Annotated in this window: 19 protein-coding genes; 8 read left to right on the forward strand and 11 right to left on the reverse strand. The window is 45.2% G+C overall.

Annotated features, from left to right (window positions below; genetic code table 11):
- Positions 1-23 precede the first annotated feature (23 nt).
- From D3222_RS05300 to D3222_RS05335, 8 genes are all read left to right on the forward strand, one after another.
- A complete protein-coding gene (locus D3222_RS05300) occupies positions 24-713 on the forward strand; it encodes a fimbrial protein (RefSeq protein ID WP_118985216.1) in 690 nt (229 codons plus the stop codon).
- A 42-nt stretch (positions 714-755) separates the two neighbouring features.
- Positions 756-1,493, forward strand: coding sequence for a fimbrial protein (locus tag D3222_RS05305; RefSeq protein ID WP_118985217.1), 738 nt, complete (start codon positions 756-758; stop codon positions 1,491-1,493).
- 12 nt (positions 1,494-1,505) lie between these two features.
- Positions 1,506-2,249, forward strand: a complete 744-nt coding sequence (locus tag D3222_RS05310) for a fimbrial biogenesis chaperone (RefSeq protein ID WP_232832406.1) — start codon at positions 1,506-1,508, stop codon at positions 2,247-2,249.
- 51 nt (positions 2,250-2,300) lie between these two features.
- Complete coding sequence (locus tag D3222_RS05315; RefSeq protein WP_232832407.1) at positions 2,301-3,083, forward strand: fimbrial biogenesis chaperone; 783 nt, start codon at positions 2,301-2,303, stop codon at positions 3,081-3,083.
- A 68-nt stretch (positions 3,084-3,151) separates the two neighbouring features.
- On the forward strand, positions 3,152-5,890 hold the full coding sequence (locus D3222_RS05320; protein WP_232832408.1) for a fimbria/pilus outer membrane usher protein: 2,739 nt from the start codon (positions 3,152-3,154) through the stop codon (positions 5,888-5,890).
- A 268-nt stretch (positions 5,891-6,158) separates the two neighbouring features.
- Positions 6,159-7,313, forward strand: coding sequence for a hypothetical protein (locus D3222_RS05325; RefSeq protein ID WP_157975291.1), 1,155 nt, complete (start codon positions 6,159-6,161; stop codon positions 7,311-7,313).
- A gap of 141 nt (positions 7,314-7,454) precedes the next feature.
- Positions 7,455-7,946, forward strand: coding sequence for a CaiF/GrlA family transcriptional regulator (locus D3222_RS05330; protein WP_118985220.1), 492 nt, complete (start codon positions 7,455-7,457; stop codon positions 7,944-7,946).
- A gap of 35 nt (positions 7,947-7,981) precedes the next feature.
- Complete coding sequence (locus D3222_RS05335; RefSeq protein ID WP_118985221.1) at positions 7,982-8,452, forward strand: hypothetical protein; 471 nt, start codon at positions 7,982-7,984, stop codon at positions 8,450-8,452.
- Here D3222_RS05335 and spoT read toward each other — a convergent pair.
- The 11 genes from spoT to D3222_RS05390 all read right to left on the reverse strand — a co-directional run bounded on the left by spoT (position 8,384) and on the right by D3222_RS05390 (position 24,528).
- On the reverse strand, positions 8,384-10,501 hold the full coding sequence (gene spoT / locus D3222_RS05340; protein ID WP_118985222.1) for a bifunctional GTP diphosphokinase/guanosine-3',5'-bis pyrophosphate 3'-pyrophosphohydrolase: 2,118 nt from the start codon (positions 10,499-10,501) through the stop codon (positions 8,384-8,386). The genes D3222_RS05335 and spoT overlap by 69 nt on opposite strands.
- A gap of 17 nt (positions 10,502-10,518) precedes the next feature.
- Positions 10,519-10,794 (reverse strand): DNA-directed RNA polymerase subunit omega, encoded by a 276-nt coding sequence (rpoZ, locus tag D3222_RS05345; RefSeq protein ID WP_011144672.1) that lies wholly within the window; start codon positions 10,792-10,794, stop codon positions 10,519-10,521.
- A gap of 54 nt (positions 10,795-10,848) precedes the next feature.
- Positions 10,849-11,472, reverse strand: a complete 624-nt coding sequence (gmk, locus tag D3222_RS05350) for a guanylate kinase (protein ID WP_118985291.1) — start codon at positions 11,470-11,472, stop codon at positions 10,849-10,851.
- A 499-nt stretch (positions 11,473-11,971) separates the two neighbouring features.
- Positions 11,972-13,288, reverse strand: a complete 1,317-nt coding sequence (locus D3222_RS05355) for an RCC1 domain-containing protein (protein WP_118985223.1) — start codon at positions 13,286-13,288, stop codon at positions 11,972-11,974.
- Between the two features lie 91 nt (positions 13,289-13,379).
- The gene (locus tag D3222_RS05360) at positions 13,380-14,675 is read right to left on the reverse strand and encodes an RCC1 domain-containing protein (RefSeq protein ID WP_118985224.1); all 1,296 of its coding nucleotides are present in this window, start codon (positions 14,673-14,675) and stop codon (positions 13,380-13,382) included.
- Between the two features lie 708 nt (positions 14,676-15,383).
- Positions 15,384-16,070, reverse strand: coding sequence for a hypothetical protein (locus tag D3222_RS05365; protein WP_118985225.1), 687 nt, complete (start codon positions 16,068-16,070; stop codon positions 15,384-15,386).
- 778 nt (positions 16,071-16,848) lie between these two features.
- On the reverse strand, positions 16,849-18,147 hold the full coding sequence (locus D3222_RS05370; protein ID WP_118985226.1) for an RCC1 domain-containing protein: 1,299 nt from the start codon (positions 18,145-18,147) through the stop codon (positions 16,849-16,851).
- A 92-nt stretch (positions 18,148-18,239) separates the two neighbouring features.
- Positions 18,240-19,499 (reverse strand): RCC1 domain-containing protein, encoded by a 1,260-nt coding sequence (locus D3222_RS05375; RefSeq protein WP_232832409.1) that lies wholly within the window; start codon positions 19,497-19,499, stop codon positions 18,240-18,242.
- 112 nt (positions 19,500-19,611) lie between these two features.
- The gene (locus D3222_RS05380) at positions 19,612-20,919 is read right to left on the reverse strand and encodes an RCC1 domain-containing protein (RefSeq protein ID WP_118985228.1); all 1,308 of its coding nucleotides are present in this window, start codon (positions 20,917-20,919) and stop codon (positions 19,612-19,614) included.
- A 1,162-nt stretch (positions 20,920-22,081) separates the two neighbouring features.
- Positions 22,082-22,804: a hypothetical protein gene (locus D3222_RS05385; RefSeq protein WP_157975292.1), complete on the reverse strand. Its 723-nt coding sequence runs from the start codon at positions 22,802-22,804 to the stop codon at positions 22,082-22,084.
- Between the two features lie 419 nt (positions 22,805-23,223).
- The gene (locus D3222_RS05390) at positions 23,224-24,528 is read right to left on the reverse strand and encodes an RCC1 domain-containing protein (RefSeq protein ID WP_118985230.1); all 1,305 of its coding nucleotides are present in this window, start codon (positions 24,526-24,528) and stop codon (positions 23,224-23,226) included.
- Between the last annotated feature and the right edge of the window lie 168 nt (positions 24,529-24,696).

A 24,696-nucleotide genomic window follows, 5' to 3' on the forward strand; every position in this document is an offset into this window, starting at 1 on the left:
AGTAAGCTTGAGGTGAACACGAAATGGCAAGGCGAGAAAAACATAGGTTGGATGACCAGCCGACTTTTCTGACTAAGGGCGGATACTCAATGTTGTGTATTGTGATGCGCCGTTTCTGTTGGGGGGTCATATTGGCTTTACCGTTTCTGGCCGGTGGTGTCATGGCTAAGGGCCCCATGGGTACGCAAACGAATGGGGTGAGTGTGACTTTTAACGCTGATATTTATCCTGATCCTTGTGGTGTAGATATCGGCTCCGGTGGCGATAGTCATATGGACGGTTCAACGTTGGATTTTGGCTCACTACCTGCGGCAAAGTTTAAGAATCCAGGGGATATATTAGATCCTCAGACATTTGTGCTGAAGTTAACCGATTGTGGCGATCCAAGCGTGCTCGGTGTTCAACCTAATATTACTGTAGTGGGTAACACCATCAATGGTACAAGCACGGTGTTTCGTGATCCTGGCTCTGATGATTCTCCTGGTGGAACCTCTAAGGGACTGGGGTTTGTTTTTGCCGTGGGTGATCAGCAGGAAATAGAGCAGGAAGACAACTGGTTAATGAATGATGTTCCCACTATTTTAAGCGACGATATTGAGGTGGCAAGTGGTGTGAGTATTCCTATGACGGTGGCGATTACACGTAAAGGTAATGAGGGTATCCAGCCTGGCTCGCTGGTTGCGAAAGTCAGATTTATATTCACTTATCCATGAGGGGTAATTCATCACGGATGGTCAGAATAGGATGGGGGTTAAATGAAAACCGGAAATAAAAATCTTATAAACAGTGGCTTAATGACATATAACAGCCGGGCAAAATATCTGCTACTTATTATGATATTGATGGGATGGGCGGGAGGTTGTGTGTCGTTTCCGGTGCAGGCGGAAACGATTTCTTTTAAGGGCACTATTATACCTCAGACTTGCGAGTTGAGTGTCAACGGGCAACCGAAGCCTCATGATTCTGATGGGGGGATAGACAATAGCTATAACGTGACGTTTGATGGTGTTCAGGCCGGTGAACTCAAAAATAACAAATATGTGGAAAGTTCTGGGCAAGAGCTGAAATTGCGATTGAGTAATTGTGATCCACTAGCTGAAAACCAAAGGCCACCAGTTTTATACATATGGGGTGAGGTCCCTGATGCTGGCACCAACACGGATGGAAAACTTTTTATGTCTAGTCGCATATCGGTCATTAACTCCACTAAAGGAGTAGGGGTTAGGTTGCGCGACGATACTCTCGGTGCCAATCAGTTTGTCGATGCAAGGCCGCAGGGGAACCCGTATAGGATTGATCTATCTATCCCTACTGATAAAGATGGTAAGCGGTATCTGAATGGGGTGGAGAGGACGTTTACGGCGTATATAGGGGGTGTAGGTGGCGCGGGTATAGGTAATCAAGCAGAGTGTAATAGTGATAGTAAAAACATGCATGTATTGTGCGGAGGATCGATGGCGCTCGCAATACATTTTGAGTTTGCGTATCAGTGATAGTGGAAGAGTATGAACATAAAAATGATGGTCGTAGTCATGCTCGGGTTATGGGTAATGATAGTGTCACCAGCGCATGCCGGTCTGGTACTGGGGAAGACACGTATCATTTATCATCAAAGTGACAGGGTGCAAAACATCTCGTTACAGAATTCAGGTAGTGATGTGTATTTGATACAGGCTGCTGTGACCCCATGGGGTAGCTCTACTAGCCATTCATCAGTGTTTATTGTATTGCCCCCGTTGTTTCGTATAGAGGGTAATAGCTCGAATGTAATGCGTATTATACGTACCGGTGGCGATTTCCCGACTGATCGTGAATCTCTGTATAGTTTTCGCATCAACGCAATTCCTGCGAGAGGAATGCCTACCGGTGAGGGCGAGGCCAATAAGCAACAGGAGGGGGTTGCTGCATCTCTGTCTATCTCACTGGGTATGAATATTAAATTTATTTATCGGCCAGATGGCTTGTCAGTGACACCGAAGCAGGCGTATGCCCGGCTGACGTTTACACGAACGGGTAATACCGTTGTGGTGACCAATCCGACACCGTATTACCAGACATTTGCCCAGTTGAAACTGGATGGTGAGAAGGTGAATTTGAACAAAAACCCATCAATGCTGGCACCTTTTGCTCAGGCAACTTTTTCCTTGACAGGTTTAGCAGGTAATTCTGATGGCAAGGTGACATGGTCAATGATAACTGATGCCGGGGGGGTAAGTGAACTACAGAGTGGCATGTTGCACACTCATTGAGCAACGTTTTCAGGAATAGAAGAACATCACATGGTAGGGCGTAATACGCAAATGAAGCAGATAGTTACGGCTGTATTGAGCGTTCTGGCAATGATATCACTTTTGCTTGCATTGCCACTGAGGGCGGAAGAAAAGAGCTTAGAAGGGGTATATATGGATGACATGCGTGTGATCTACCCTGAGTCATCTAGAAATGGTGTTATTTCGACTTTCAATAATAACAGTAGTAACAACTATCTCATTCAGTCAATGGTGAGGGAACTAGACTCAAAGACTGGGTTACCGGTAGCGGTTAACGCACCATTTCTGGTGATTCCGCCTCTGGCTAAGGTAAATGCACATAGCAGGCAGGTACTGAAAATCCTGCGTACTGGTGGAGATTTTCCAAGAGATCGGGAATCGGCGTTCTTTCTGAATGTGCGTCTGTTGCCTTCTGAGAAGCCATTGTCAGTGTCCACAGAAAATGGTATTGGCCGGGTGAAAATAGTGATGGTCCTGATGATAAAGATGTTTTATCGCCCTGAAGGATTGCCAAAAGAAGGGGTGACTGGTGCGGTAAAACAATTACGGGTGTCGGTCAAAAAGGATACGGTAACGCTGAGTAACTTATCACCATTTTGGATAACGTTGCAGACTTTGCATGTTAATGCGTTTGCTGTACCGGATAAGGACTTGTTTAAGATGGTGCCGCCATTTGGTCAGCAGAGCTGGTCGCTGCCAACGGGCAACGTGTCGCTTGGCAGTAAGGTTACGGTATCGTGGCGAGCTATCAATGAGTTCGGATTGAATACCGATGAAGAGAGCAAGTCCATTGTCGTATCTGGTAGCGAATAGCAGTATTGCAGGTACCAAGATAGATATAAGCAATGGATCTTTTATTAAATAAGAGATGGCAATTAAGAATGAAAGAGTTAATTTCGGCAATGAGCCGTCGTTCAGAACGGCCGTCTGCTTGTCGTATAAATCAAGGTATTTCTACTTCTCTGACGGTATCAAAGCGCGGAGTTGGGTTGCGTTTTTCTCCAGTTTTTTGTCGAGTGATGTTGGTGTTGCTGGCTGGCTGGAGTGTTCAAGCGGCAGCGCGTGACTATTTTGATCCGGCCTTACTGGACTTTGGCTCAAATTCAGGGCAAGCGGTGGACTTATCACAGTTTGAAACGGCTGGAGGTCAGGCACCGGGGACTTACCGTGTTGACATTTACATGAATGGCACTTTTTTTGACTCACGTGACATTATTTTCCAGCTTGGCAGTGGTGGCAATGGGGAGTTGGTTCCGGTACTTACCCCAGATTTGTTGGCAGCGGCGGGTGTTAATATCAGTAGTACACCGGCACTGAAAGTGTTGCCGATGGATAAGCCGATAGATGGTCCATTGAGTAAATTCATTCCTCAGGCTACGGCTCGTCTAAATTTTTCCCAGATGCGGTTGAATCTGGGTGTACCCCAAATAGCGATGAAACCTTCAACGGGTGAGCAGGTTGATCCGAAGTTGTGGCAGGAGGGCATTCCGGCTTTTCTGTTGAACTATAACATCAATGGTAGTCAGAACCGACGTTCACAATTTGGCAATAAACAGACTGGGCAGAGTCTGTTCGGTAGTTTCAATTCTGGGTTGAATTTAGGCGCTTGGCGTCTTCGTAATACTGCCACCTATTCTTATAGTGCTCAGACTTATAATCGGTATGACTCACTTAATGATGCAGTGAAGAAAACGACTCAGTCTCAGCAAAGATGGAATTTCCTGCAAACCTACTTGCAGCGGGATGTAGTAGCGTTACGTAGTGATCTGACGATAGGGGATACTTCGACGGGTAGTGTGGCTGGTCAGGTATTTGATGGTTTTCCTTATCGTGGTGTTGGGCTTGCTACCAGCGACCCGATGATGTCGGGCGGGCAGAGTTATTTTTCTCCAATTATCAGTGGGATAGCTAAATCCAATGCTCAAATTACCGTGACGCAGAACGGTAATGTGATTTACCAAACTAACGTGGCACCAGGCCCATTTCGTATCACGGATCTGGTGGGCAGCAGTACCAGTGGCGACTTGCAGGTCACAATAACTGAGGCGGATGGTACTCATCATGGATTCAGTCAGGCATATTCCAGTTTGCCCATTATGCTACGTCAAGGACGATTCAAGTATGAAGTAGCCGCCGGGCGCTATCATCAGAGTGGCAGATATAGCCGTGGAATACGTGAACCAGTATTTGGTATGGCTTCGCTTATTTACGGTCTGCCGGGCAACGTCACTGTATATGGCGGTGGTTTGGTAGCGCAATCTTATCAGTCTGCGGCACTGGGGGCAGGGCTATCCCTTGGTATGATGGGGGCGTTATCCACAGATGTCACGACCTCCCGAACCCGGTTGCAAAATACGACTGACACCCTGCGGGGAGAGTCTTACCGCGCGAAATATTCGAAAAATATGATGACGACCGGTACAACGGTAGATTTAACCGCCTACCGCTATTCTACCCGTAACTACCTGAGTTTCTCGGATGCCAACACCCAAGGCTACAGTTCTTGGGAGGGGCTCCCTCCTTGGATTTCTGAGCGACGTCGCAGTAGCTGGCAGATGAGCCTGAGTCAGTCGTTGCCCGGTAACTATTCTCTGTGGCTCAGTGGTCAACGGGATAACTACTGGGGCAGTTCTAAAACCAACACCACGTTGTCAATGGGATTGAGTGGTTCTTTTTCCAAAGTAAGTTGGGGGCTTAATTACAGTATTGATCGCACGCGCGGTAACGGCGACTGGCCTGAGAACCGACAAGTATCATTGAACCTGAATGTTCCGCTGAGTTTGTTTGGCTCCTATGCGGTTCTAAATAATGCATATGCCAACTACAGTTTGTCCCATGATAGTACAGGACGTAGTAGTAACCAACTGGGCGTAGGCGGTTCAATATTGGATGATAATAGTTTGTCCTGGAACGTATCACAAAGCCAGGCTAATCAAGGTCAGGGAAACAGCGGGTCAGTGTCGATGGGATACAGAGACGCCTTTGGGCAGGCCAGCTTGGGGTACAACTACGATTCACAAGGCGGGCGTGGTGTGAACTACGGATTTAGTGGCGGGCTGTTAGCTCATCAGCATGGTATCACCTTAGCATCACGTATTGGAGATGCTGCTGTATTAGTTCGGACCGCAGGGGTTGAAGGCATTCGTGTGATGAATTCCAGCCAGGTTACGACTAATCGCTGGGGGTATGCGGTTGTGCCGTATGCTCGGACGTACAACCGTAACAGTATCAGCCTGGACCCATCATCGTTGCCGGAAGGGGCGAGCATGATGCAGGGTAGTAAGAACGTATTCCCAACTCAAGGTGCCGTGGTGATGGTGGATTATCCCGTGCGTATCGGGCAGCAATTGATGATGAATCTAACCCACAATGGTAAACCCGTACCGTTTGGGGCCATGGCAATGCTGAAAGGGGATACAAACCAAGGTTTGGCGGCGATAGTGGGAGAGGGTGGACAAGTGTACCTGAGCGGTATGCCGTTAAATGGGGTATTGAAAGTGAAATGGGGCAATGCGCCAGACAGTCAGTGCGAGGTGGCATTTAACTTGGGTGAGCCGCCGATGAAGAAGGCGGATAAGAGCTGGAGTCCAATGAAGCAGCTGAACGAAACCTGTCGCTGAAATGGGGGAATAATAGTGACGATCTGTACGGGCGACCCGATACAGAAAACGATAACCAGAAGAAAGTCAGCCCCTGGGGATAATAGGTGATTTATCCGGGATGGGGAGAGGGTAACCAATGAAAATTTCTAACAGGACAACTGGAGAGTAATTTCCGGTTGAGCATCCAATGAATACCGATAAAACGCTTATGAACAGGATGAAATGGGGTTTCGGGCGGAGAGCGGTTCGTTGTCGCTGGTGGCCGATATGGGCAGGGGGAATCTGTTTGTCTATGAGTATCTTTTCTGCTCCTTTGGCGCTTGCGGGGGAAGCCGTTGGACAGTGGAGCGCCGAGAAGATTATTCAGGCTCTTGGGCCGCCTCAGAGGGTACGGCCGATGGACAACACGATGATCCGCTATCCGGCAAATGGTACTGCTAACCTTGATGGGGTTTTTCCCATAATGAGGGATATAAAAGTAACAACTACGGCGACTCCTGGCGCAAAACTGAAAGACACCAAATTCAATATTAGAGCGGGGAATACACATTTTTTTATGACCCCAAAAGTTATTTCAGGTAAGTACGAATGTACAATCAATGCCCGCTTTAAAGACGGTCGCCCAGGGACAGCTTCGCATAAATATGAAGCGGAAGCTGCTGTGGGTAATAATTATGGTACTGAGGATTTCCTTAGGTCAGACTCTGAAGACATAGAAAATGCTGCACTAAGTGAGCTCCTTTTTGATATGTCTTGTAGTGGGACCGGATTTTCATGGGAGAGAGAACTTAGCAAGGACATTGAATTCGAGACTAGCCGTGACACACCAGTGGAATTTTTAATTAATGGCGTGGATTTTGTAGGATGGGGGTCGACATCAGGCCTTCATAAAGATTTGAGTTCCAATAAGAGCCTTAGCGATCCTGCAACAATACTGGCGCTTCCAGTTTGTAGTCTCGCCTCAGCAAATTCAGGTAGTTGGCGGAGTGTTTTTCCCTTTGGCGAGGTTCGCCAGTCGTACGGACCATACCCGGCTACGATTTATAATGGAGATGGCTCCGAGAGGTTTGGCTTAAGGCTAATTATTGATTGCACTGTAAGCGATAAGAAAAATGCTACAGGCGGGAACGTTATTTTGACGTTGTCTACTCCGTATCCAGATGGCGACGGTATATCTGTGCCTGGTAAACCGCTGAGGGTAGAACTGAAACTACGAAGTATAGGTCAGTCGACGACTTTGGCATCAGGTATTGCAATCGGCAAGTCAATACCATTCAGCCGTGAGGCTAAAGATATTCTGAACTTTAGTGTGCAGAACCAGCCACAGACGACTAGATCCACCAACGACTTTACTGTGGCTCTTATACAGACCGGTGCGATACAAGCTAAGGATTATGGTCCTTTTGAGACGTCTATGGACGTGACTTTGGTAGTGAAATAATCCCACTATGGAAGTTATTTTTACACAAATCATTAAATAGGGTGGGCAGATTAGCCTATAGGTATTTCATTTCAGATAAATCACAGTATTTCATTTCTCATGTGGTAACAGGTAGACCAGTTAGTCATCGGGGAGAGTAAAATGACAATCAATGTTAATGATTCAATGCTGCTTCAGATAAGCGGCAGCCAGACCGATTTGCTTGGAAGTCAGACTATTACGGGTAAACAAAGTAATCATGGAAATTTTCGTCTGCCTGCCTGCTTGTCTCATTTGAATGATACACCGTTGTACATGGCGGTCGCGTATTGGGGGTTATTGAAGGGGAGCGGATTTACCAAAAGTGAAATCAGCCAGGTGTTCCGAGTGACGGAACGCCGGGCGACAGATGTGATGAATTATATCTACAATGAGAGACGTGATGTGATTGCCTGTGAAAAAGTCTTCTTTCGTGAGAAGCAGGGAAGTCGCCGGCTGATGCTGATTGTTACGGCAGTCGTTGAACCTATACCCCAGAAGGGGCAGTCACCGGTAACGAAAACGGTGAAGTCGACGCGCTCCCGGACATCATCACAAGCTAATCACATACGCACTTGGTTTTTGCAGCGGGCTTGTGGTCCGTTTATCTCCTGAGTCGTATCACACATGTGGCTGTCTGGTGGGTCATGATGGAAGATGAGTTTTTATCGATTCTGTGTGTGATGCCTTATGGGATGCTGATAAGCCGGGTGGTACTGGTTATCAGTATTGTATTGTTGACTGTTTGTGGATTCTTATTGGGCAACAAAATTCGCTACTCGCTGTATCCCCGTATGCTGTTAGCGTATTGGTGCCGAACATGGATCTTGCCACTGTTGTTTATCGCTATCGGGTTAGTATTGATGTTTGGTGTGGGTGAAGAGGGTTGGTTAGGCCGCATACTGGATGAGATTGATTCAGCATTGATTGGTCTGTTCTTTGATAACCGGGATGACGTGCTGCTGGTGCCGTCATTGCCGGTCGTGTCTTGTGGGTCGGCGGTGGATAGCGCTGTTGGCTGTTCACCTGCTGATTTGCACGGGCTATCCGGTTTAGTTTCTGTTACGGCTGACTCGCATCACATCCGGCATAATTCGGATTTTGCGCATAATATTCGCTAACTGAATACGGTCTTTGGTGGTCAGCCGGATAAAAGCGCAGTAAACACGACCATCTTTCTCTTCTGTATTCATACCTTGAATACTGGAATTGGCTGCGTTAATGGCGGCAGTCAGATTTGCCAAAGCCCCCTGGTGGTTAAACATATCCACTTTTATTTCGGCGGTGAAATCGTTATTGATCTCTTTATCCCATTCAACAGCCATAAATTTTTCGGGTTCTTTCTGATAGCCGCGAATATTACGGCAGGATTCATGGTGGATAACCAACCCTTTGCCGGGGCTGATATGGGCGATAATCGGGTCACCGGGGATGGGTCGGCAACATTTGGCAAACGTAATAAGCACCCCGTCAGCGCCTTTGATGGGCAATTTACGTGCTCCGCTGTTATGGCTACGGGTGCTTGCGGTATTTTCCTGTTCGCTTAACAGGTTGCGGGCGACGACGATACTCATGGTATTGCCAAGCCCGATTTCAGCCAGTAGATCATCTATTGTTGAGAGTTTCATTCTCGTCAACTCTTTATTGATATTTTCCTGTGGAATATCAACCAGTTTTTTCCCATTACCTAATGCGTGATTTAACAGGCGGCGGCCCAGCCCAATGGAGTCTTCCCGTTTAAGGTTTTTCAGCAACTGACGGATTTTAGCGCGGGCTTTTGAACTGACGACAAAGTTCAGCCAGGCAGCATTTGGACGAGCGCCCGGCGCGGTGATAATTTCAACGGTTTGGCCGCTGGTCAGCGATTGAGACAATGGATATGGCTGACGATCCACTCGCGAACCCACGCAGGCGTGACCAATATCGGTGTGTACGGCATAAGCAAAGTCAACTGGGGTGGCACCGGCGGGTAATTCCACAATGCGCCCTTTCGGGGTAAAAACGTAAATCTCATCAGGAAACAGATCAGATTTAACGCTTTCGATAAATTCAAAAGAGCTGCCGGCACTCTGCTGTAGCTCCAACAAACTTTGCATCCAGCGCTGAGCACGAACTTGCGCGGCTGTACCGGATTCACCTTGTTCTTTGTAAGCCCAGTGTGCTGCGACGCCCATTTCAGCCATTTGATCCATATCTTCGGTGCGGATCTGGACTTCAACGGGCACGCCGTGCGGGCCAATCAGGGATGTGTGCAAAGATTGATAGCCGTTGGCCTTGGGGATGGCAATGTAATCTTTTACTCTGCCCGGGCGGGGTTTATACAGGCTGTGCATCTGCCCCAAAACCCGATAGCAGATATCAACGTTATTAACGATGACCCGAAATGCATAGATATCCATAATAGAATGGAACCGTTGCTCTTTGAGGTGCATTTTCCGGTAGATAGAATAGAGATGTTTTTCCCTGCCACTGACTTTGCACTCAATACTGGCTTCGGCCAGCCGGCCTGCAATTTCAGACAGAATTTTCTGGATCATCTCCTTACGGTTACCACGGGCCGCTTTTACCACCTCTTTGATAACCCGGTAGCGGTTAGGGTGAAGGGCCTCAAACCCTAATTCCTCTAACTCCGTTTTCAGATGATGAATCCCCAGACGGTGGGCTAAGGGGCTGTAGATCTCTAACGTTTCCCGGGCGATACGACGGCGTTTATCTGGACGTAACGCCCCGAGAGTACGCATATTATGGGTACGGTCTGCCAGTTTGATCAAAATGACGCGGATATCTTGCACCATCGCCATGATCATTTTGCGGAAGTTTTCTGCTTGTGCCTCTTTTTTATCGCGGAAATTCAGCTTATCAAGCTTGGAAACTCCCTCAACCAACCCAGCGACCACAGGGCCAAAAGGTTGTGCGATATCCTGAAAGGTGGCGGGTGTGTCTTCAATAACATCATGCAACAAAGCGGCCATCAGTGTCTCATGGTCGAGACGCATCTCGGCCAGAATACAGGCAACCGCGACAGGGTGCGTAATATAGGGTTCACCACTGGTACGGGTTTGCCCTTCATGGGCATCCCGTGCAACAGAATAAGCCTGCTTGAGGAGTTCAATCTGACTCCCAGGCAGGTATTTTTGGATCAGCAGATTCAGGCTTTCGAACAGATACAAGGCAGACCTACCGTAGATTAACGACGACTTTCTGCGATAGCGGAAACCGCCTGCATTTCTGCTGCTTCCTGCTCTTGTTGTTCCTGGCGCTCACGTACATCCAGGATTTTACCGTTAATCAGACCCTCTTCCACTTCACGCAGAGCGATAACGGTCACTTTATCGTTCTCTTCAGCAACCAGCGGGTCTTTACCGCCTGTTTGCAGTTGACGTGCTCGACGAGCAGCGACCAACACCAGGTCAAAACGGTTACCAATTTTTTCTACAGCGTCTTGAACAGTTACGCGTGCCATATGTGTGCGACTCCACAGGTAAAGAAATGACTGGGCATAATACTGAAATTGGGTTCAGTCTGCCAATAATTTGCTGATTAAAGCATCATGCCGTTGTGCCTGGCGCTCCCGATGCAGGCGTTCTGAACGGATAATGGTGTGCAGATCGGCCAATGCAGTATTAAAAGCATCATTAACGATTAAATAATCATACTCGTTATAGTGAACCATTTCTGCAACAGCCTGCTCCATGCGTTTTTCAATAATGTCTTCACTGTCCTGACCCCGACCGCGCAGACGGCGGCAAAGCTCTTCTTTTGACGGTGGCAGGATAAAAATACTGCGAGCAGAGGGCATTTTTTTGCGGATCTGCTGCGCGCCTTGCCAATCGATATCAAGAAAGACATCAACGCCACTGGCAAGGGTTTCTTCAATCACTTTCTGGGATGTGCCGTAATAATTACCGAAAACACAGGCGTGTTCCAGAAATTCGTGATTATCGATCATTTGGCAAAAGGCTTCTTCAGTGATAAAGAAATAGTGTTCACCATGATTTTCACCGGGACGCATTGCGCGCGTGGTATGGGAAACAGAAACCTGAGTATCGTACAAAGGTTGTGTTTTTAATAAAGCCTGAATCAGACTTGATTTACCCGCCCCGCTTGGCGCAGAGACAATATATAATGTGCCTTGGATCATGATGATATCTTGGTTGATTGGATAATAATGTATACCCTTCATCTTTCAGGTTGTTGCTTTATACTGCTGCGCTGCAACTTGAAATTTATTGGGTATAAATAAAAGCAGAATAAAATTCTTGTAACAGTATACACGTACCTGCTCATACGTGTCGCGTTACCGATGCATTTCCGTAGAAATTTTCTTGGGGAGGGGACATTAATAGCGGCCTGAACTTATTCACGAAACCATACACTATTCGTAGCAGGTGCATAATGACTGTTGATTTTTGGCAAATCAAGACTTCTCAATGTTCGTAGAATAGGATTTTTAGCAAAACCGTTTCGTAACGTTGTTGCCTTTTGATATTCGCTTGAAATCAATGTTGATAACAACTGAGATCAGGAGCATTGATATTGCAAATTTAACCAGAGATAGGCTGAACAAAAATATTCCAGTTCAGCCGTAGTTTTGGTGTTTTTTAGCGGCTTACAATGAAAGAATATGGCTCTATCGGCAACTAATCGTATTCACCATGTGCTTTAATATTCCCGCCTCCCCAACCAACTCGTTTGCCATTTACCCGCAAGGCTATAAATGCGTATCCCGACGAGTCTAAGCTGACAATATCCTTCAATTTGGCAATCTCGGGTGGAACCAGACCGCCGCAACTTGGTGTCCCCCAGGCAACGACACTGCGGTCTGCCCGCAGGGCCGCGAAAGCACCACTTGTTGCACTCAGGCTGACGATATCATCCAATTGAGCAATATCGGGTGGGAGTACACCACCGTTATCCATATCTCCCCAGACAACGACACTGCGGTCTACACGTAGGGCTGCGAAAGCACTATCTGTTACACTCAGGCTGACAATATCGCTTAGTTGAGCAATTTCAGGTGGAGTTTGACCACCATAATTTACACTTCCCCAGGTAGCGATGCTGTGGTTTGCCCGTATGACTGCGAAAGCCTTACTTGTTGCACTCAAGCTGACAATATCTCTTAATTGGGCAATTTCAAGTGGGAATGGGATTGGTTGGAAATCTTCCCATCCCCAAGCAACGACGCTGTGATTGGTTCGCAGGGCTGCGAAAGCTTCACTTGTTGCATTTAAACTGACAATATCATTCATTTGAGCAATTACAGGTAGGATTTGACCACCATAATTTTCATATCCCCAGGTAACGATGCTGTGGTCTACTTGCAGGGCTGCGAAAGCTTCACTTGTTGTACTTAAACTGACAATATCGCTCAGTTGGGCAATCTCAGGTGGAATTTGACCACCAGAATTTCCATTTCCCCAAGCAACGACGCTGTGGTTTGCCCGTAGGGCTGCGAACGCGCGATTTGTTGTACTTAAACTCACAATATCGTTCAGTTGAGCAACCTCAGGTGGGATTTGACCACCATAATTTTCATCTCCCCAAGCAACGACGCTGTGGTTTGCCCGTAGGGCTGCGAACGCGCGATTTGTTGTACTTAAACTGACAATATCGTTCAGTTGAGCAATCTCAGATGGGATTTGACCACCATAATTTTCATCTCCCCAAGCAACGACGTTATGATTGGCTCGTAGGGCTGTGAAAGCCTTACTTGTTGCACTTAGGCTGACGATATCGTCCAGTTGTGTAATTTCAGGTGGGATTGTTTCATCACAGTCCGTACTCTCCCAAGTAACTATATGACCATTCTGTAATAATATGGCGGTACCAGAGTTATTAGAGGCTATGACGTTATTGCTATTATAGTCAATCGTTTCTCTCCCAGATGTGTGATGTTGTTTGATAACATTGTTGTTGGTCTTTGTGCTGAGTGAGGACTCGTTATGTTGATTCATATTGCTCTCCTTATACAGGTTAAAAGATTGTGGGGGATTAACCCAATTTTCAGGCCAGCGTCTCTCCTGCGTGAAAAAACACATTTACTGATTAATCGTATTCACCATGCGCTTTGGGATCCCCGCTTCCCCAACCTACCCTTCGGCCATCTGCTCGCAAGGCTGCAAATGCATAGTTTGATGTGCTTAGACCAACGATATCCTTCAATTTAGCAATCTCCGGTGGCACATAACCACCCGCGCTTGGTTTTCCCCAGGCAACCACGCTGCCATCTGCCCGTAGGGCTGCGAAAGCTCTACGTGTTGCACTCAGGCTGGTAATGTCGCTTAATTGAGCAATCCTAAGTGGTAACGCTCCGCCAGTATCTATACTTCCCCAGACAACCACACTGCGGTTTTCCCGTAGGGCTGCGAAAGCACTACCTGTTGAACTCAGGCTGACAATATCCTTTAATGCGGCAATTTCGGGTGGAACCTGACCACCATAATTGGCTGTCCCCCAGGCAACGACGCTGCGGTTTTCCCGTAGGGCTGCGAAAGCACCAACTGTTAAACTCAGGCTGACAATATCCTTTAATGCGGCAATTTCGGGTGGAGGTCCCCCCCAGGTAACGACGCTGTGGTCTGCCCGTAGGACTGCGAAATCATCAAAACCTGTATACAGACTGACGATATCTTGTAATTTGGCGATTTCTGGCGGGAGGGGACTTAGATTACCCCAAGCAACCACGCTACCGTTTGCTCGCAGGGCTAAGAAAGAATAATTTACTGGTTTTAGGCTGACGATATCCTGTAATGCGGTAATTTCGGGTGGGGCTGTTTTGAAATTAAGAGCACTATCCAATCCCCAGGCAACCACGCTGCCATCTGCCCGCAGGCCTGCGAAAGTATCATATGCTACATTCAGGCTAATGATATTGTGTAGTGATAATCCGTTTATTGAGGGTAGAAGCCAGCCTAAATTAAGCTTGTTGCCCCAGGAGGCTATGCTACCGTCCGCCCGTAGAGCCGTGAAAATATCGCTTGTTGAACTCAGGCTGACAATATTATTTATCTTAGCAATTCTTGGCGGGATTAGGCCGCCACTGTTCGGCTTGCCCCAAGCAACCACGCTACCATCTGCCCGCACACCAGCGTAAGCTAAATATGTTGCACTTAGGCTGACAATACCCTGCAATTTGGCAATTTCTGGCGGGACTTGATTATCATCTGAATTTTTTTTCCAAGAGATCACACTGCCATTTTTCAATAACATGACGGTTTTATCGGAATCAGAGATGATGGAAGTATTGCCACCCGCGTTATTATTTCTTCCTGATCTCAGGTTTTGCTTGATAGAACTATCGTTGGTAGCCATGTTTGGTGAGAGATGGTCATTTTGATTCATATTGGCTCTCCTAAATAAGATTAATATCGGATTTACTTTTATCCACTGAGGTGAAATCGATTCCTTGCGAGTTAAACTGGATTTATATTTCTACTGAATAACATTACCTGTTATTTGAATGAAAAGATAATAGAAAAAATTCATTATCTTGATAATTTTTCTGATATTTTGCAGTAAAGTAAATATCACATAAATTGAGATGTTATACGAATAAAATATTAAAACAGTAACAGGAATAAGTAAGTTGATAATATGGTTAAGAGTGAATCATGTGGCTCGAGTGGATTAAAGGCTGAGTGACGATATTAGATGATTTATGTAAAGAATAAAAGTTACATAAATTGGTTATTTGCTTCTCATTTGATATGCGGAGTTATTATTTTTTAATTTTTAATAGAAAATGGATATAGTAACTTAAATTAAGTATATTGATATTTAAAATTAATAAAATACAGAATGAATGATAACTAAGTAATATTATCCGTGTTCATTGAATATTCAACCGGAGATTGTTCCCCGGTTGCCTTGTTAAGGATTTTCATTGTGTTGCTATACCCGTTATCTTTCAAGTTGCCTCTTTGTTGGCTGCACTCACTCACCCCGGTCACATAGTTATCTATGCTCCCAGGGATTCGCTCCCTTGCCGTCGCGATGCATCTTGAAATCTATAGGGTATATCACCCCATCCCAGGTAAATTACTTTTACTCTTAAGGGCTCACTTTCTTTTGGTTATCATTTTCCTCATTGGGTATCAAGACAGCTGGATCTTTAAAATGGGGATCTAAATCACCTGGTGCAGTCCAGAGCACAAGGCTATAGATAAGACTATGGGGATCTGTGCTGTTTTGCATTGTAATTAACGGTACTCCACTCTCCCAGTTATTTTCGAATTCGACTTTCTCTTCAGGATTCCTCTGCCATGAAAAACCCGTTGCCCTGCAGGATACAGAGTAAAGCAGATCACTTACATCAGATTCCATCACATTACTGTCCCCTTTGAACCATTGGGGCTCATTATTTTCAACGATTGCATCCGTATAAAGTGTCATCTTGGCTTGTCCTGGTAGGCTATTTTTGCAGGAGGCTGTTATCTCACAGGTGTACGTTCCTGTCATGACATGTGGAACGATAAAGATTTGGTTTTTTGCTTTAATCCGGAACATAATATCTTTTAAAAAATAGGGGTAGTAATATACTTCTGGAAAATCAAGATAGTATTTTGTTGGAAAGATTATTAAGTCCCTCGTTCCTTTTGCCGGATAACGAACTGGCTTACCATTGTTGTCTTTCCCATATATCTTCGGACGTCCGAGAGCTATAATGGCCCTCTTGGGAATCCAGTCTATGGTTTGAAATGCAACAATTGGAGTGTCATCTGTATAATAAATTTTCATTTATTGCTGTAATCCCGTCCCGGTCAAATTACATTGACCTTTCAGAGATTCTCCTTTTCAGGTTATTATTTTCTGCATCGGATATTCGTGCAGGTCATCACTACACATGATTTTTCTTAATGGAAATGGGGTTCAGTTTAGTTGCTTCATTGGACTTTAACTCTTAATCTGGCGTCAGTCCTTACTGGCGATATTTCTACCCACAGGGTAAAACCAAGTTCTTGTGAGCTAAACTAGATTTACATTGCCACTGAATAACATTAGATCATGTAATTGTTACTTATTCAATAAGTGTTAAAAAAGTATGCTTGCGGGTTAAGCTAAATTTCTACTGACATGAATAATATTCGCGATTATTTAAATAAAAAGTTATCAATTGATAACTTAAGGTTAACACTAAATCTGATTGTTGGTAGTGGTTTTTAGATTATTTTCCACAAATAAATTAAAAGAGTGATAACAATGAGGTTTGAGCAGAGTAATTTAGAACGGGTATACATCTTTATGACTATTATTACGTAAACGAGTAACTTAATTTGCCAATAATTAATTGCGAAGCAGGGAATGAGAAACTATTGGGGTTTTTATCGTGATTTCCGTTGTATATGGATTATAATAAATCAGTTATTTTCTTGATATTTATTTGAAAAGTAGTTCTGGTAATAACAGGGGCGGGAAAGCTAATGTTTAAAATGAATGCACGATAGGCCGAGTTATTATATTTGGCTCAGCCATTGGTTAATGGTTCACAATAACAAAATAATACTTAATAGATTGATTAATCGTATTCACCGTGTGCTTTAGTATCACCACCTCCCCAACCGACTCGTTTGCCATTTGTCCTCAATGCCGTAAATGAGGTTCTTGATGAGCTTAAGCTGATAATATCCTTCAATTTAGCAATTTCGGGTGGGACCTGGCCGCCGCTACTTGGTGCTCCCCAAGCAACCACACTGCGGTTTGTCCTCAAGGCCGCGAAAGCCTCCTTTGTTGCACTCAAGCTGACAATATCATTTAGTTGAGCAATCTTGTAAGGGAGTAGGCCACCCTGATCTAGATCTCCCCAGGCAACTACACTACGGTTTGCCCTCAGGGCCGCGAAAGCAGCACTTGCTGCATTCAGACTAACTATATCACTCAGTTGAGCAATTTCAGGCGGAATTTGACCGCTATTGTTATAAAATGTTTCTCCCCAAGCAACAATGCTGCGGTTTGCTCGTAGGGCCGCGAAAGCATCCGTTGCTGCGCTTAGGCTGACAATATCCTGCAATTTGGCGATTTCGAGTGGTACCTCACCTCCTTGTTCCTTAACTCCCCAGGCGACGACGCTGCGGTCTGCTCGCAGGGCAGCGAAAGCTTGCGATGCGGTACTCAGGCTGACGATATCCTGTAATTTGGCAATGTTGGCTGTAGGTCCATCATCCCAAGTGATCACACTACGGTTTGCCCGCAGGGCAGCGAAAGAATTCTTTGTTGTAGTCAGGCTGACGATATCCTGTAGTTTGGCAATTTCAGGCGGGGCCTGACTATCGTCCTGATCCCTCCAGGCGATCACACTGCGGTTTGCCCGTAGGGCCACGAAAGCAAAATTTGTTGCATTCAGACTGACTATATCGCTCAGTTGAGCAATTTCAGGTGGGACCCGGTTGCCTGAATATCCACCTCCCCAGGCGACAACGCTGCGGTTTGCACGCAGGGCCGCGAAAGCAGAACTTGTTGCACTCAGGCTGACGAGATCCTGTAATTTGGCAATTTCAGGTGGGATTTTGGTGCCATATCTCCCTCCCCAGGCGACCACGCTGCGGTTTGCCCTCAAGGCAGCGAAACCAATCTGTGGTTGTGAAATCAGGCTGACGATATCGTCCAGTTGAGCAATTTCCGGTGGGAGCTCAATGTTCCCCCAGCTAACCACATGACCATTCTGTAATAACATGGTGGTTGCATTGTCGAAGGAGGTTATGAAGTCATTGTTATCGTATTTATCATAGTCACTATCTCTTTTTCTAGATTTATAAAGTTGCGTGATAAAATCGTCGTTGGTCTCTGTGTTGGGTGAGAACTCGTTATGTTGATTCATTTTCTCTCCTGATTAAGGTTGTATCGGATTTATCCGTAGGAAGTTTGTGCCGTAAAACCCCACTCTTTAATGTGTTAAGCCTTACTCACTGATTAATCGTATTCACCATGCGCTTTAATATCTCTTCCTCCCCAACCGACTCTTTGGCCATTTGCTCGTAAGGCTGCAAATGCGATTTCTGATGAGTTTAAACTGACAATATCCTTTAATTTAGCAATTTCAGGTGGAACATAACCACCTTCACTTGGTTGCCCCCAAGCAACTACGCTGCCATCTACCCGCAAGGCTGCGAAAGCAGAATCTGTTGCACTTAGGCTAACGATATCGCTAAGTTGAGTAAACTCAGGTGGAAGCGAACCCCCTGAATTTAGTTGCCCCCAAGTAACGACGCTGCGATCTGACCGTAGGGCTGCGAAAGCAGAATTTGTTGCACTCAGTCTGATAATGTCCTGTAATTTGGCAATGTCAGACGGGATTTGGCCGCCGTTATCCGGATCTCCCCAGGCGACCACGCTGCGGTTTGCACGCAAGGCCGCGAAAGCAGAACTTGTTGCACTTAGGCTAACGATATCTTTTAATTTAGCAATTTTGAGTGGAATTAGACCACCATGACTTTTATCTCCCCAAGAAATTACCCTGCGGTTTTCCCGTAAGGCTGCGAAAACTCCAACTCCATATATTGTACTTAAGCTGGTGATATCATCCAGTTGAGCAATAATGGATGGAATTTGTGCTCCCTGATCCTTGCTCCAAGTGACCACACTGTGGTCTGCTCGTAGAGCCGCGAAAGTAGAACTTGTTGCACTCAGGCTGACAATGTCTTGCAATTTTGCAATGTCAGACGGGATTTGGCCGCCGTTATCCGGGTTTCCCCAGGCGACGACGCTGCGGTTTGCACGCAGGGCCGCGAAAGCAGAACTTGTTGCACTCAGGCTGACAATGTCTTGCAATTTGGCAATGTCAGACGGGATTTGGCCGCCGTTATTCGAATTTCCCCAGGCGACGACGCTGCGGTTTGCACGCAGGGCCGCGAAAGCATAACTTGTTGCACTCAGGCTGACAATGTCTTGCAATTTGGCAATGTCAGACGGGATTTGGCCGCCTGTATACGGCTCTCCCCAGGAGACCACGCTGTGATTCGCCCGTAGGGCCGCGAATGAGAGCCATGATGCACTTAGGTTGACAATATCCCTTAACGCGGCAATTTCTGGTGGAACCAAGCCGTCATAAAGCTCATCCCCCCAAGTGATCACACTGCCATTTTGTAATAACATGGCGGTTGTCATTGTAGTCTTGTAATTACTGGAAATAGAAATTATGACGGTATTGCTACTTTGGTCACTACTATTCATTGCATATTCCCGGTATAACTTTATGAAATTATTGTTGACGTTCATGTTTGGTGAGAAATTGTCATTTTGATTCATATTGTTCTATATGAACGCATCAAAACACATTTACTGATTAATCGTATTCACCATGAGCTTTGGTATCCTTTCCTCCCCAACCTACCCTTCGTCCATCTGCTCGCAAGGCTGTAAATGCGTATCTTGATGAGTTCAAGCTAATGATATCCCTCAATTTAGCAATTTCGGGTGGAATTTGACCACCATAACAGCTATCTCCCCAGGCAACCACACTGCGGTCTGCTCGTAAGGCGGCGAAAGCCCCCTCTGTTGTACTTAAACTGGCTATATCGTTTAGTTGAGCAATATCAGGCGGAATTTGGCCTCCCGAATTCTTATCCCCCCAAGCAACTACGCTATAGTCTGCCCGCAAGGCTGAAAATGCCTGGTTTGTTGAGGCTAGGCTGATGATATCCTGTAATTTGGCAATATCGGGCGGAATTTGTCCACCCCAATCCTTGTTCCCCCAAGCGACCACGCTGCGGTCTGCCCGTAGGGCTGCGAAAGCATTAATTGTTGCACTCAGACTGACAATATCCTGCAATTGAGCAACTTCGGATGGTATCTGACCTCCAGTATCTGAATTTCCCCAGGCAACTACGTTGCGATCTGCCCGTAGGGCTGCAAAAGCGCCACTTGTCACAGTTAGGCTGGTGATATCCTGTAATTGGGCAATGTCGGTTGGAATTGTGCCCCCGTTAATGGCTGGCCCCCAAGAGACGACGCTGTGGTCTTCCCGTAGGGCAGTGAAAGCAGAATCTGTTGCCTTCAGGATGACAATATCTTGTAGTTTAGCAACTTCTGGAGGGATCAGGCCGCCAAAATCTTCATTTCCCCAAGCGACCACGCTGCGGTCAGCCCGCAGAGCGGCAAATGCGGATTGTGTTGTACTCAGACTGACAATATCCTGCAATTGAGCAATTTCGGGAGGAAGCTGGCCACCCCAAGGTTTTTGACCCCAGGCGACTATGTTGCAATTTGCCCGCAAGGCTACGAAAGCATTGTTTGTTGCATATAAGCTGACGATATCCTCCAGTTTGGCAATTTCGAGTGGAATATAAGCGCCACTGTATGGCGCTCCCCAAGTGACCACACTACGGTTTTTCCGCAGAGCCGCGAAAGCATTGTCTGTTGTACTTATGCCGACGATATCCTGTAATTGGGCAATTTCGGGTGGAACTTGGTTACGATAGTCATTCCCCCAAGTGATTACACTGCCATTTGTCAATAACATGGTGGTTGACTCGTTAGTAGATACGATAGAAGTATTATTATCAGCGTGACTACTTCTGCTGGGTTGACAATATCGCTTTATAGGACTACCGCTGGTATCCATGTTTAGTGAGGAATCGTTATTTTGATTCATATTATTCTCATAATGATGGTTATATCGGATTGACCTTTTTACCCACACGGGAGTCTATGCCATAAAACCTATCCTTTGCGGATTAAGCTGAATTTCTACTGCAATTTAATAATAGCTATTCTTTTGTGAATAAGATAATAGAAAAAAGTTATCAGCTGATAACTTTAGGTTAATGCTAAAGTTATTTTTTGGTAGTTGATTTCAGATTATTTTTATCGATAAAGAGTAAAAATTAAAATTATGAGGCTTGAGCGACAGAATTTAGGGGGGATGTACATCTTTATGGCTACTCTTATTAATACGTAAACATGTAATGTAACGTAATTTTGTAATGATTAGCTGTAAAGCAAAGAATAAAAATCACCAGGGGGGATAATATCTTTTATGTTTATAAAAAAGTGAGTTATTTTGGGGTTTTTAGGATTTGTTCTCTGAACTATTTCGTAAAGTTATTATTTTTTATATTTATAAAGCAGATAAAAAATTTAATCATCAAAGGTAAAAAACCGTGATTGAGGATTTTTTAAAGCGGATAAAAGATTCGATGTTATACTGACATTGGAAGAGAAAGCATCAGGAAAAACGGATTTTAAATTGATTAATTAAGGTGATAAGGTTAACCAAATAACAAAAACATGGGATTATATTAAAACATTTAACAAGGTTAACCGTATAGCGAAGAAAGAACAATTGTATTTAACAGCATTGAAAAATAGGCTTTTATTTTAATATTATTGGTATTTCTTTTACCTTTTCTGGATTTAAGCCTTAAAGATCAAATAGATGAAAAGTAAAAGCGAAAAAGTCCGAATGTCAATTTAATGGAAATGGGAAAGTTTAAATACGAGGCAGGAAACGGGGAAAATGATGAGATTTACAAAAACTGATCAATGAAAAACCCTCATCTTTTGTGCCTGCAATTTTCTTTTTATAGGTGATTAATTCAGCTTTTACTGTAGTGGCATAATTAACCGTAGAAAGCCGATGTAACAACTGCAATTAATTATGCTGATATTTAAGATTAATAAAAGACAGAGTGAATTATAATTAAGTGTTATATCACTATTCATTGGATATTCAACCGGGAATTGCTTCCCGATTGTCTTGTTAAAGATTTATATTTGTTACTACCGCTACGTCCCGGATAAATGATATCCATCGGTCAGGGTTTCACCTTCTCTTGGGTAGCAAGGATGGCAGGATCGTTAAAAAACTCACCATTGGGCTGTTTGCTAACGTTATCTGGTGGACTCCAGAAAGCAACATTATGAATCCAGATTTGTTTGTCTTGCATTTCAATTGACGGAACTGGATTTTCCCAAGTTTTTTCGAATCGAACTTTCTCGTTAGGTTGTCGTTCCCATGAAAACCCTGTTCCGTTGCATCGTACAGAATAAACCAGGTCAGTCAGATAAGATTCCATGACTTTGGTGTCCCCTTTGAAGGACGCATAATCTTGATTTTCAACGACTGCATCCGTACTAAGGGTTAGCGTAGCCTGTCCCCCGCTCCCATCTTTACGTTGGGTACTCATCTTACAAGTGTATTTACCTGTGACCACGTGTGGGACTATGAAGATGTTATGTTTCGCTTTGACCCAGAATATGACGTCTTTTAACTGATTAGGTTTGCCTGTTTGTGGAAAACTTTTCTCTACTACTGACGGTAATACACCGAGCAAATTACTAGTACCAACGGGTGGATAACGAACCGGCTTACCGTTGTTGTCTTTTCCATGAACTACCGGATGCCCAAGGGCTTTGATGGCATGAGTGGAATTCCAGTTCATCCAGTCGTCTGCAAACGCTGAGGTGGAAAAAAGCGCACTTACCGACAGACAGACACCACCCGCCGATATTAGCCAGCGGCGGTAGTAAGTTGTCATTTGGCCGAAATTTTGCTTCATTTTGTTGATGAGAGTGTTATCTGCATACATTGGATACTCCAATGGGGAGTTATTCCCCAGTTGCCAGGTTAGAAATTTTCATTTGTTGCTGTAATCCCGTCCTGGTTAAATGACATCTTACCTTTCAGGGATTCCTCTTTTCCGGTTAGTTAGATAGCGTGTTGGTCATCATTACGCGTTACCCGTTTTAACGACAGGTTTCATTGGGTTGCTTCATTGGACTCCAGCTCTGTCTGTTGGCGGTGTTGCCAAAAGTTAAACAACACCTTGTATTGACTGTCCGATGTATTTTCCCTTTTCACCTTTAATAGCCCGTTTGACGGTATACCGTTCAGGTATATTTGCCACTGGCATATTTTTTGGGTCTACACATAAACGAACAATGCAATGGATGTGAGCTAATCATATTCACTATGCACTTTAGTATCCCAAGCAACTATTTGACCATTCGCTCGTAAGGCCATAAATGTTTTTCCGGCAGAATCTAAGCTGACGATATCCTGCAATTTGGCAATTTCAGGTGGGATGAGGCCACCTGAATCTGGATCACCCCAAGCAACTATGCTGCGATCTGCTCGTAGGGCCGCGAATGCAGATATTGTTGCTTCAATGGCGATGATATCCTGTAATTTGGCAATTTCGGGTGGGACTTGGCCGCCGGAATCCGGATTTCCCCACGCCACTACGCTGCGATCTGCCCGCAGAGCTGAAAATGAGGATACTGATGAATTCAGACTGACGATATCTTGCAATTTGGCAATTTCAGGTGGGAGTAGACCGCCTGATTTTTCATCGCCCCATGCGACCACACTATGGTTTGCCCGCAGAACAGCAAATGAATTTCCCGTTGTACTCCAACTGACAATATCCTGTAATTTGGCAATTTCAGGTGGGAGTAGGCCACCTGCATCTGGATTTCCCCAGGCTACCAGACTGCGGTCAGCTCTCTGTGCTAAGAAAGACATACCTGTTGAACTCAGCTTGACAATATCCTGCAATTTAGCGATTTCAGGGGGAAGCTGTTCTTTTTCTTGACCTTGATTCCCCCAAGTGACCACGCTGTGGTTTGCCCGTAGGGCTGCGAAAGCAAGGCTTGTTGTACTTAGACTGACAATGTCTTGTAATTTGGCGATCTCAGGTGGTAACTTGCCACCAGCATCAGAATATCCCCAAGCGACTAGGCTGCGATCTGCCCGTAGGGCTGAGAAAGCAAAATTTGTTGCACTTATGCTGACGATATCTTTCAATTTGGCAATTTCTGGTGGGATTTGTCCGCCCCAACCGTGAGTTCCCCAAGCGACTACGCTGTGATCTGCCCTTAGGGCGGTGACAGCAGTACTTGCTAAACTCAGGCTGACAATATCCTTTAATGCGGCAATTTCTGGCGGAATTAGGCCACCATATTCCCGATCCCCCCAAGCGACTACGCTACGATTCGCCCGTAGTGCCACGAAAGCCATACCTGTTGCATGCAGGCTGACGATATCCTTTAGTGCGGCAATTTCTGGCGGAACCAAGCCGCCATAAAGCTCATCCCCCCAAGCGATCACACTGCCATTTTGTAATAGCAGAGCGGTCGCTCCACCGTTAGATACAATGGAGGTATTGCTACTAGAAGTATTATTTCTTCCAGATGCCCGATATTGATTTATAAAACTATCGTTGTGATTCACATCTGGGGAGAAATTGTCATTTTGATTCATATTACTCTCCTAATAAGGTTATATCGAATTATTTCATATATACCTTTACCCACAGGGAGTCTATGTCATAAAACTTATCCCTTGCGGTGTAAGCTGACTTTTTATTGCTATGAAGACATAAATAAGAGTAGCAATCTTTTTTTTAAAAAGATAATAGAAAAAAGTTAT

The organism is Photorhabdus sp. CRCIA-P01, assembly GCF_003545805.1.
GTDB lineage: Bacteria > Pseudomonadota > Gammaproteobacteria > Enterobacterales > Enterobacteriaceae > Photorhabdus > Photorhabdus antumapuensis.

Bases quoted from the DNA above. Each gene is read 5' to 3' on its own strand.
- D3222_RS05300 (WP_118985216.1), top strand. From the start codon at position 24: ATGGCAAGGCGAGAAAAACATAGGTTGGATGACCAGCCGACTTTTCTG.
- D3222_RS05360 (WP_118985224.1), bottom strand. From the start codon at position 14,675: ATGAATCAAAATGACCATCTCTCACCAAACATGGCTACCAACGATAGT.
- gmk (WP_118985291.1), bottom strand. From the start codon at position 11,472: ATGATCCAAGGCACATTATATATTGTCTCTGCGCCAAGCGGGGCGGGT.
- D3222_RS05335 (WP_118985221.1), top strand. From the start codon at position 7,982: ATGGAAGATGAGTTTTTATCGATTCTGTGTGTGATGCCTTATGGGATG.
- D3222_RS05305 (WP_118985217.1), top strand. From the start codon at position 756: ATGAAAACCGGAAATAAAAATCTTATAAACAGTGGCTTAATGACATAT.
- D3222_RS05315 (WP_232832407.1), top strand. From the start codon at position 2,301: ATGAAGCAGATAGTTACGGCTGTATTGAGCGTTCTGGCAATGATATCA.
- D3222_RS05390 (WP_118985230.1), bottom strand. From the start codon at position 24,528: ATGAATCAAAATGACAATTTCTCCCCAGATGTGAATCACAACGATAGT.
- D3222_RS05385 (WP_157975292.1), bottom strand. From the start codon at position 22,804: ATGACAACTTACTACCGCCGCTGGCTAATATCGGCGGGTGGTGTCTGT.
- D3222_RS05370 (WP_118985226.1), bottom strand. From the start codon at position 18,147: ATGAATCAACATAACGAGTTCTCACCCAACACAGAGACCAACGACGAT.
- D3222_RS05365 (WP_118985225.1), bottom strand. From the start codon at position 16,070: ATGAAAATTTATTATACAGATGACACTCCAATTGTTGCATTTCAAACC.
- D3222_RS05355 (WP_118985223.1), bottom strand. From the start codon at position 13,288: ATGAATCAACATAACGAGTCCTCACTCAGCACAAAGACCAACAACAAT.
- D3222_RS05310 (WP_232832406.1), top strand. From the start codon at position 1,506: ATGAACATAAAAATGATGGTCGTAGTCATGCTCGGGTTATGGGTAATG.
- D3222_RS05380 (WP_118985228.1), bottom strand. From the start codon at position 20,919: ATGAATCAAAATAACGATTCCTCACTAAACATGGATACCAGCGGTAGT.
- D3222_RS05330 (WP_118985220.1), top strand. From the start codon at position 7,455: ATGACAATCAATGTTAATGATTCAATGCTGCTTCAGATAAGCGGCAGC.
- rpoZ (WP_011144672.1), bottom strand. From the start codon at position 10,794: ATGGCACGCGTAACTGTTCAAGACGCTGTAGAAAAAATTGGTAACCGT.
- D3222_RS05320 (WP_232832408.1), top strand. From the start codon at position 3,152: ATGAAAGAGTTAATTTCGGCAATGAGCCGTCGTTCAGAACGGCCGTCT.
- D3222_RS05375 (WP_232832409.1), bottom strand. From the start codon at position 19,499: ATGAATAGTAGTGACCAAAGTAGCAATACCGTCATAATTTCTATTTCC.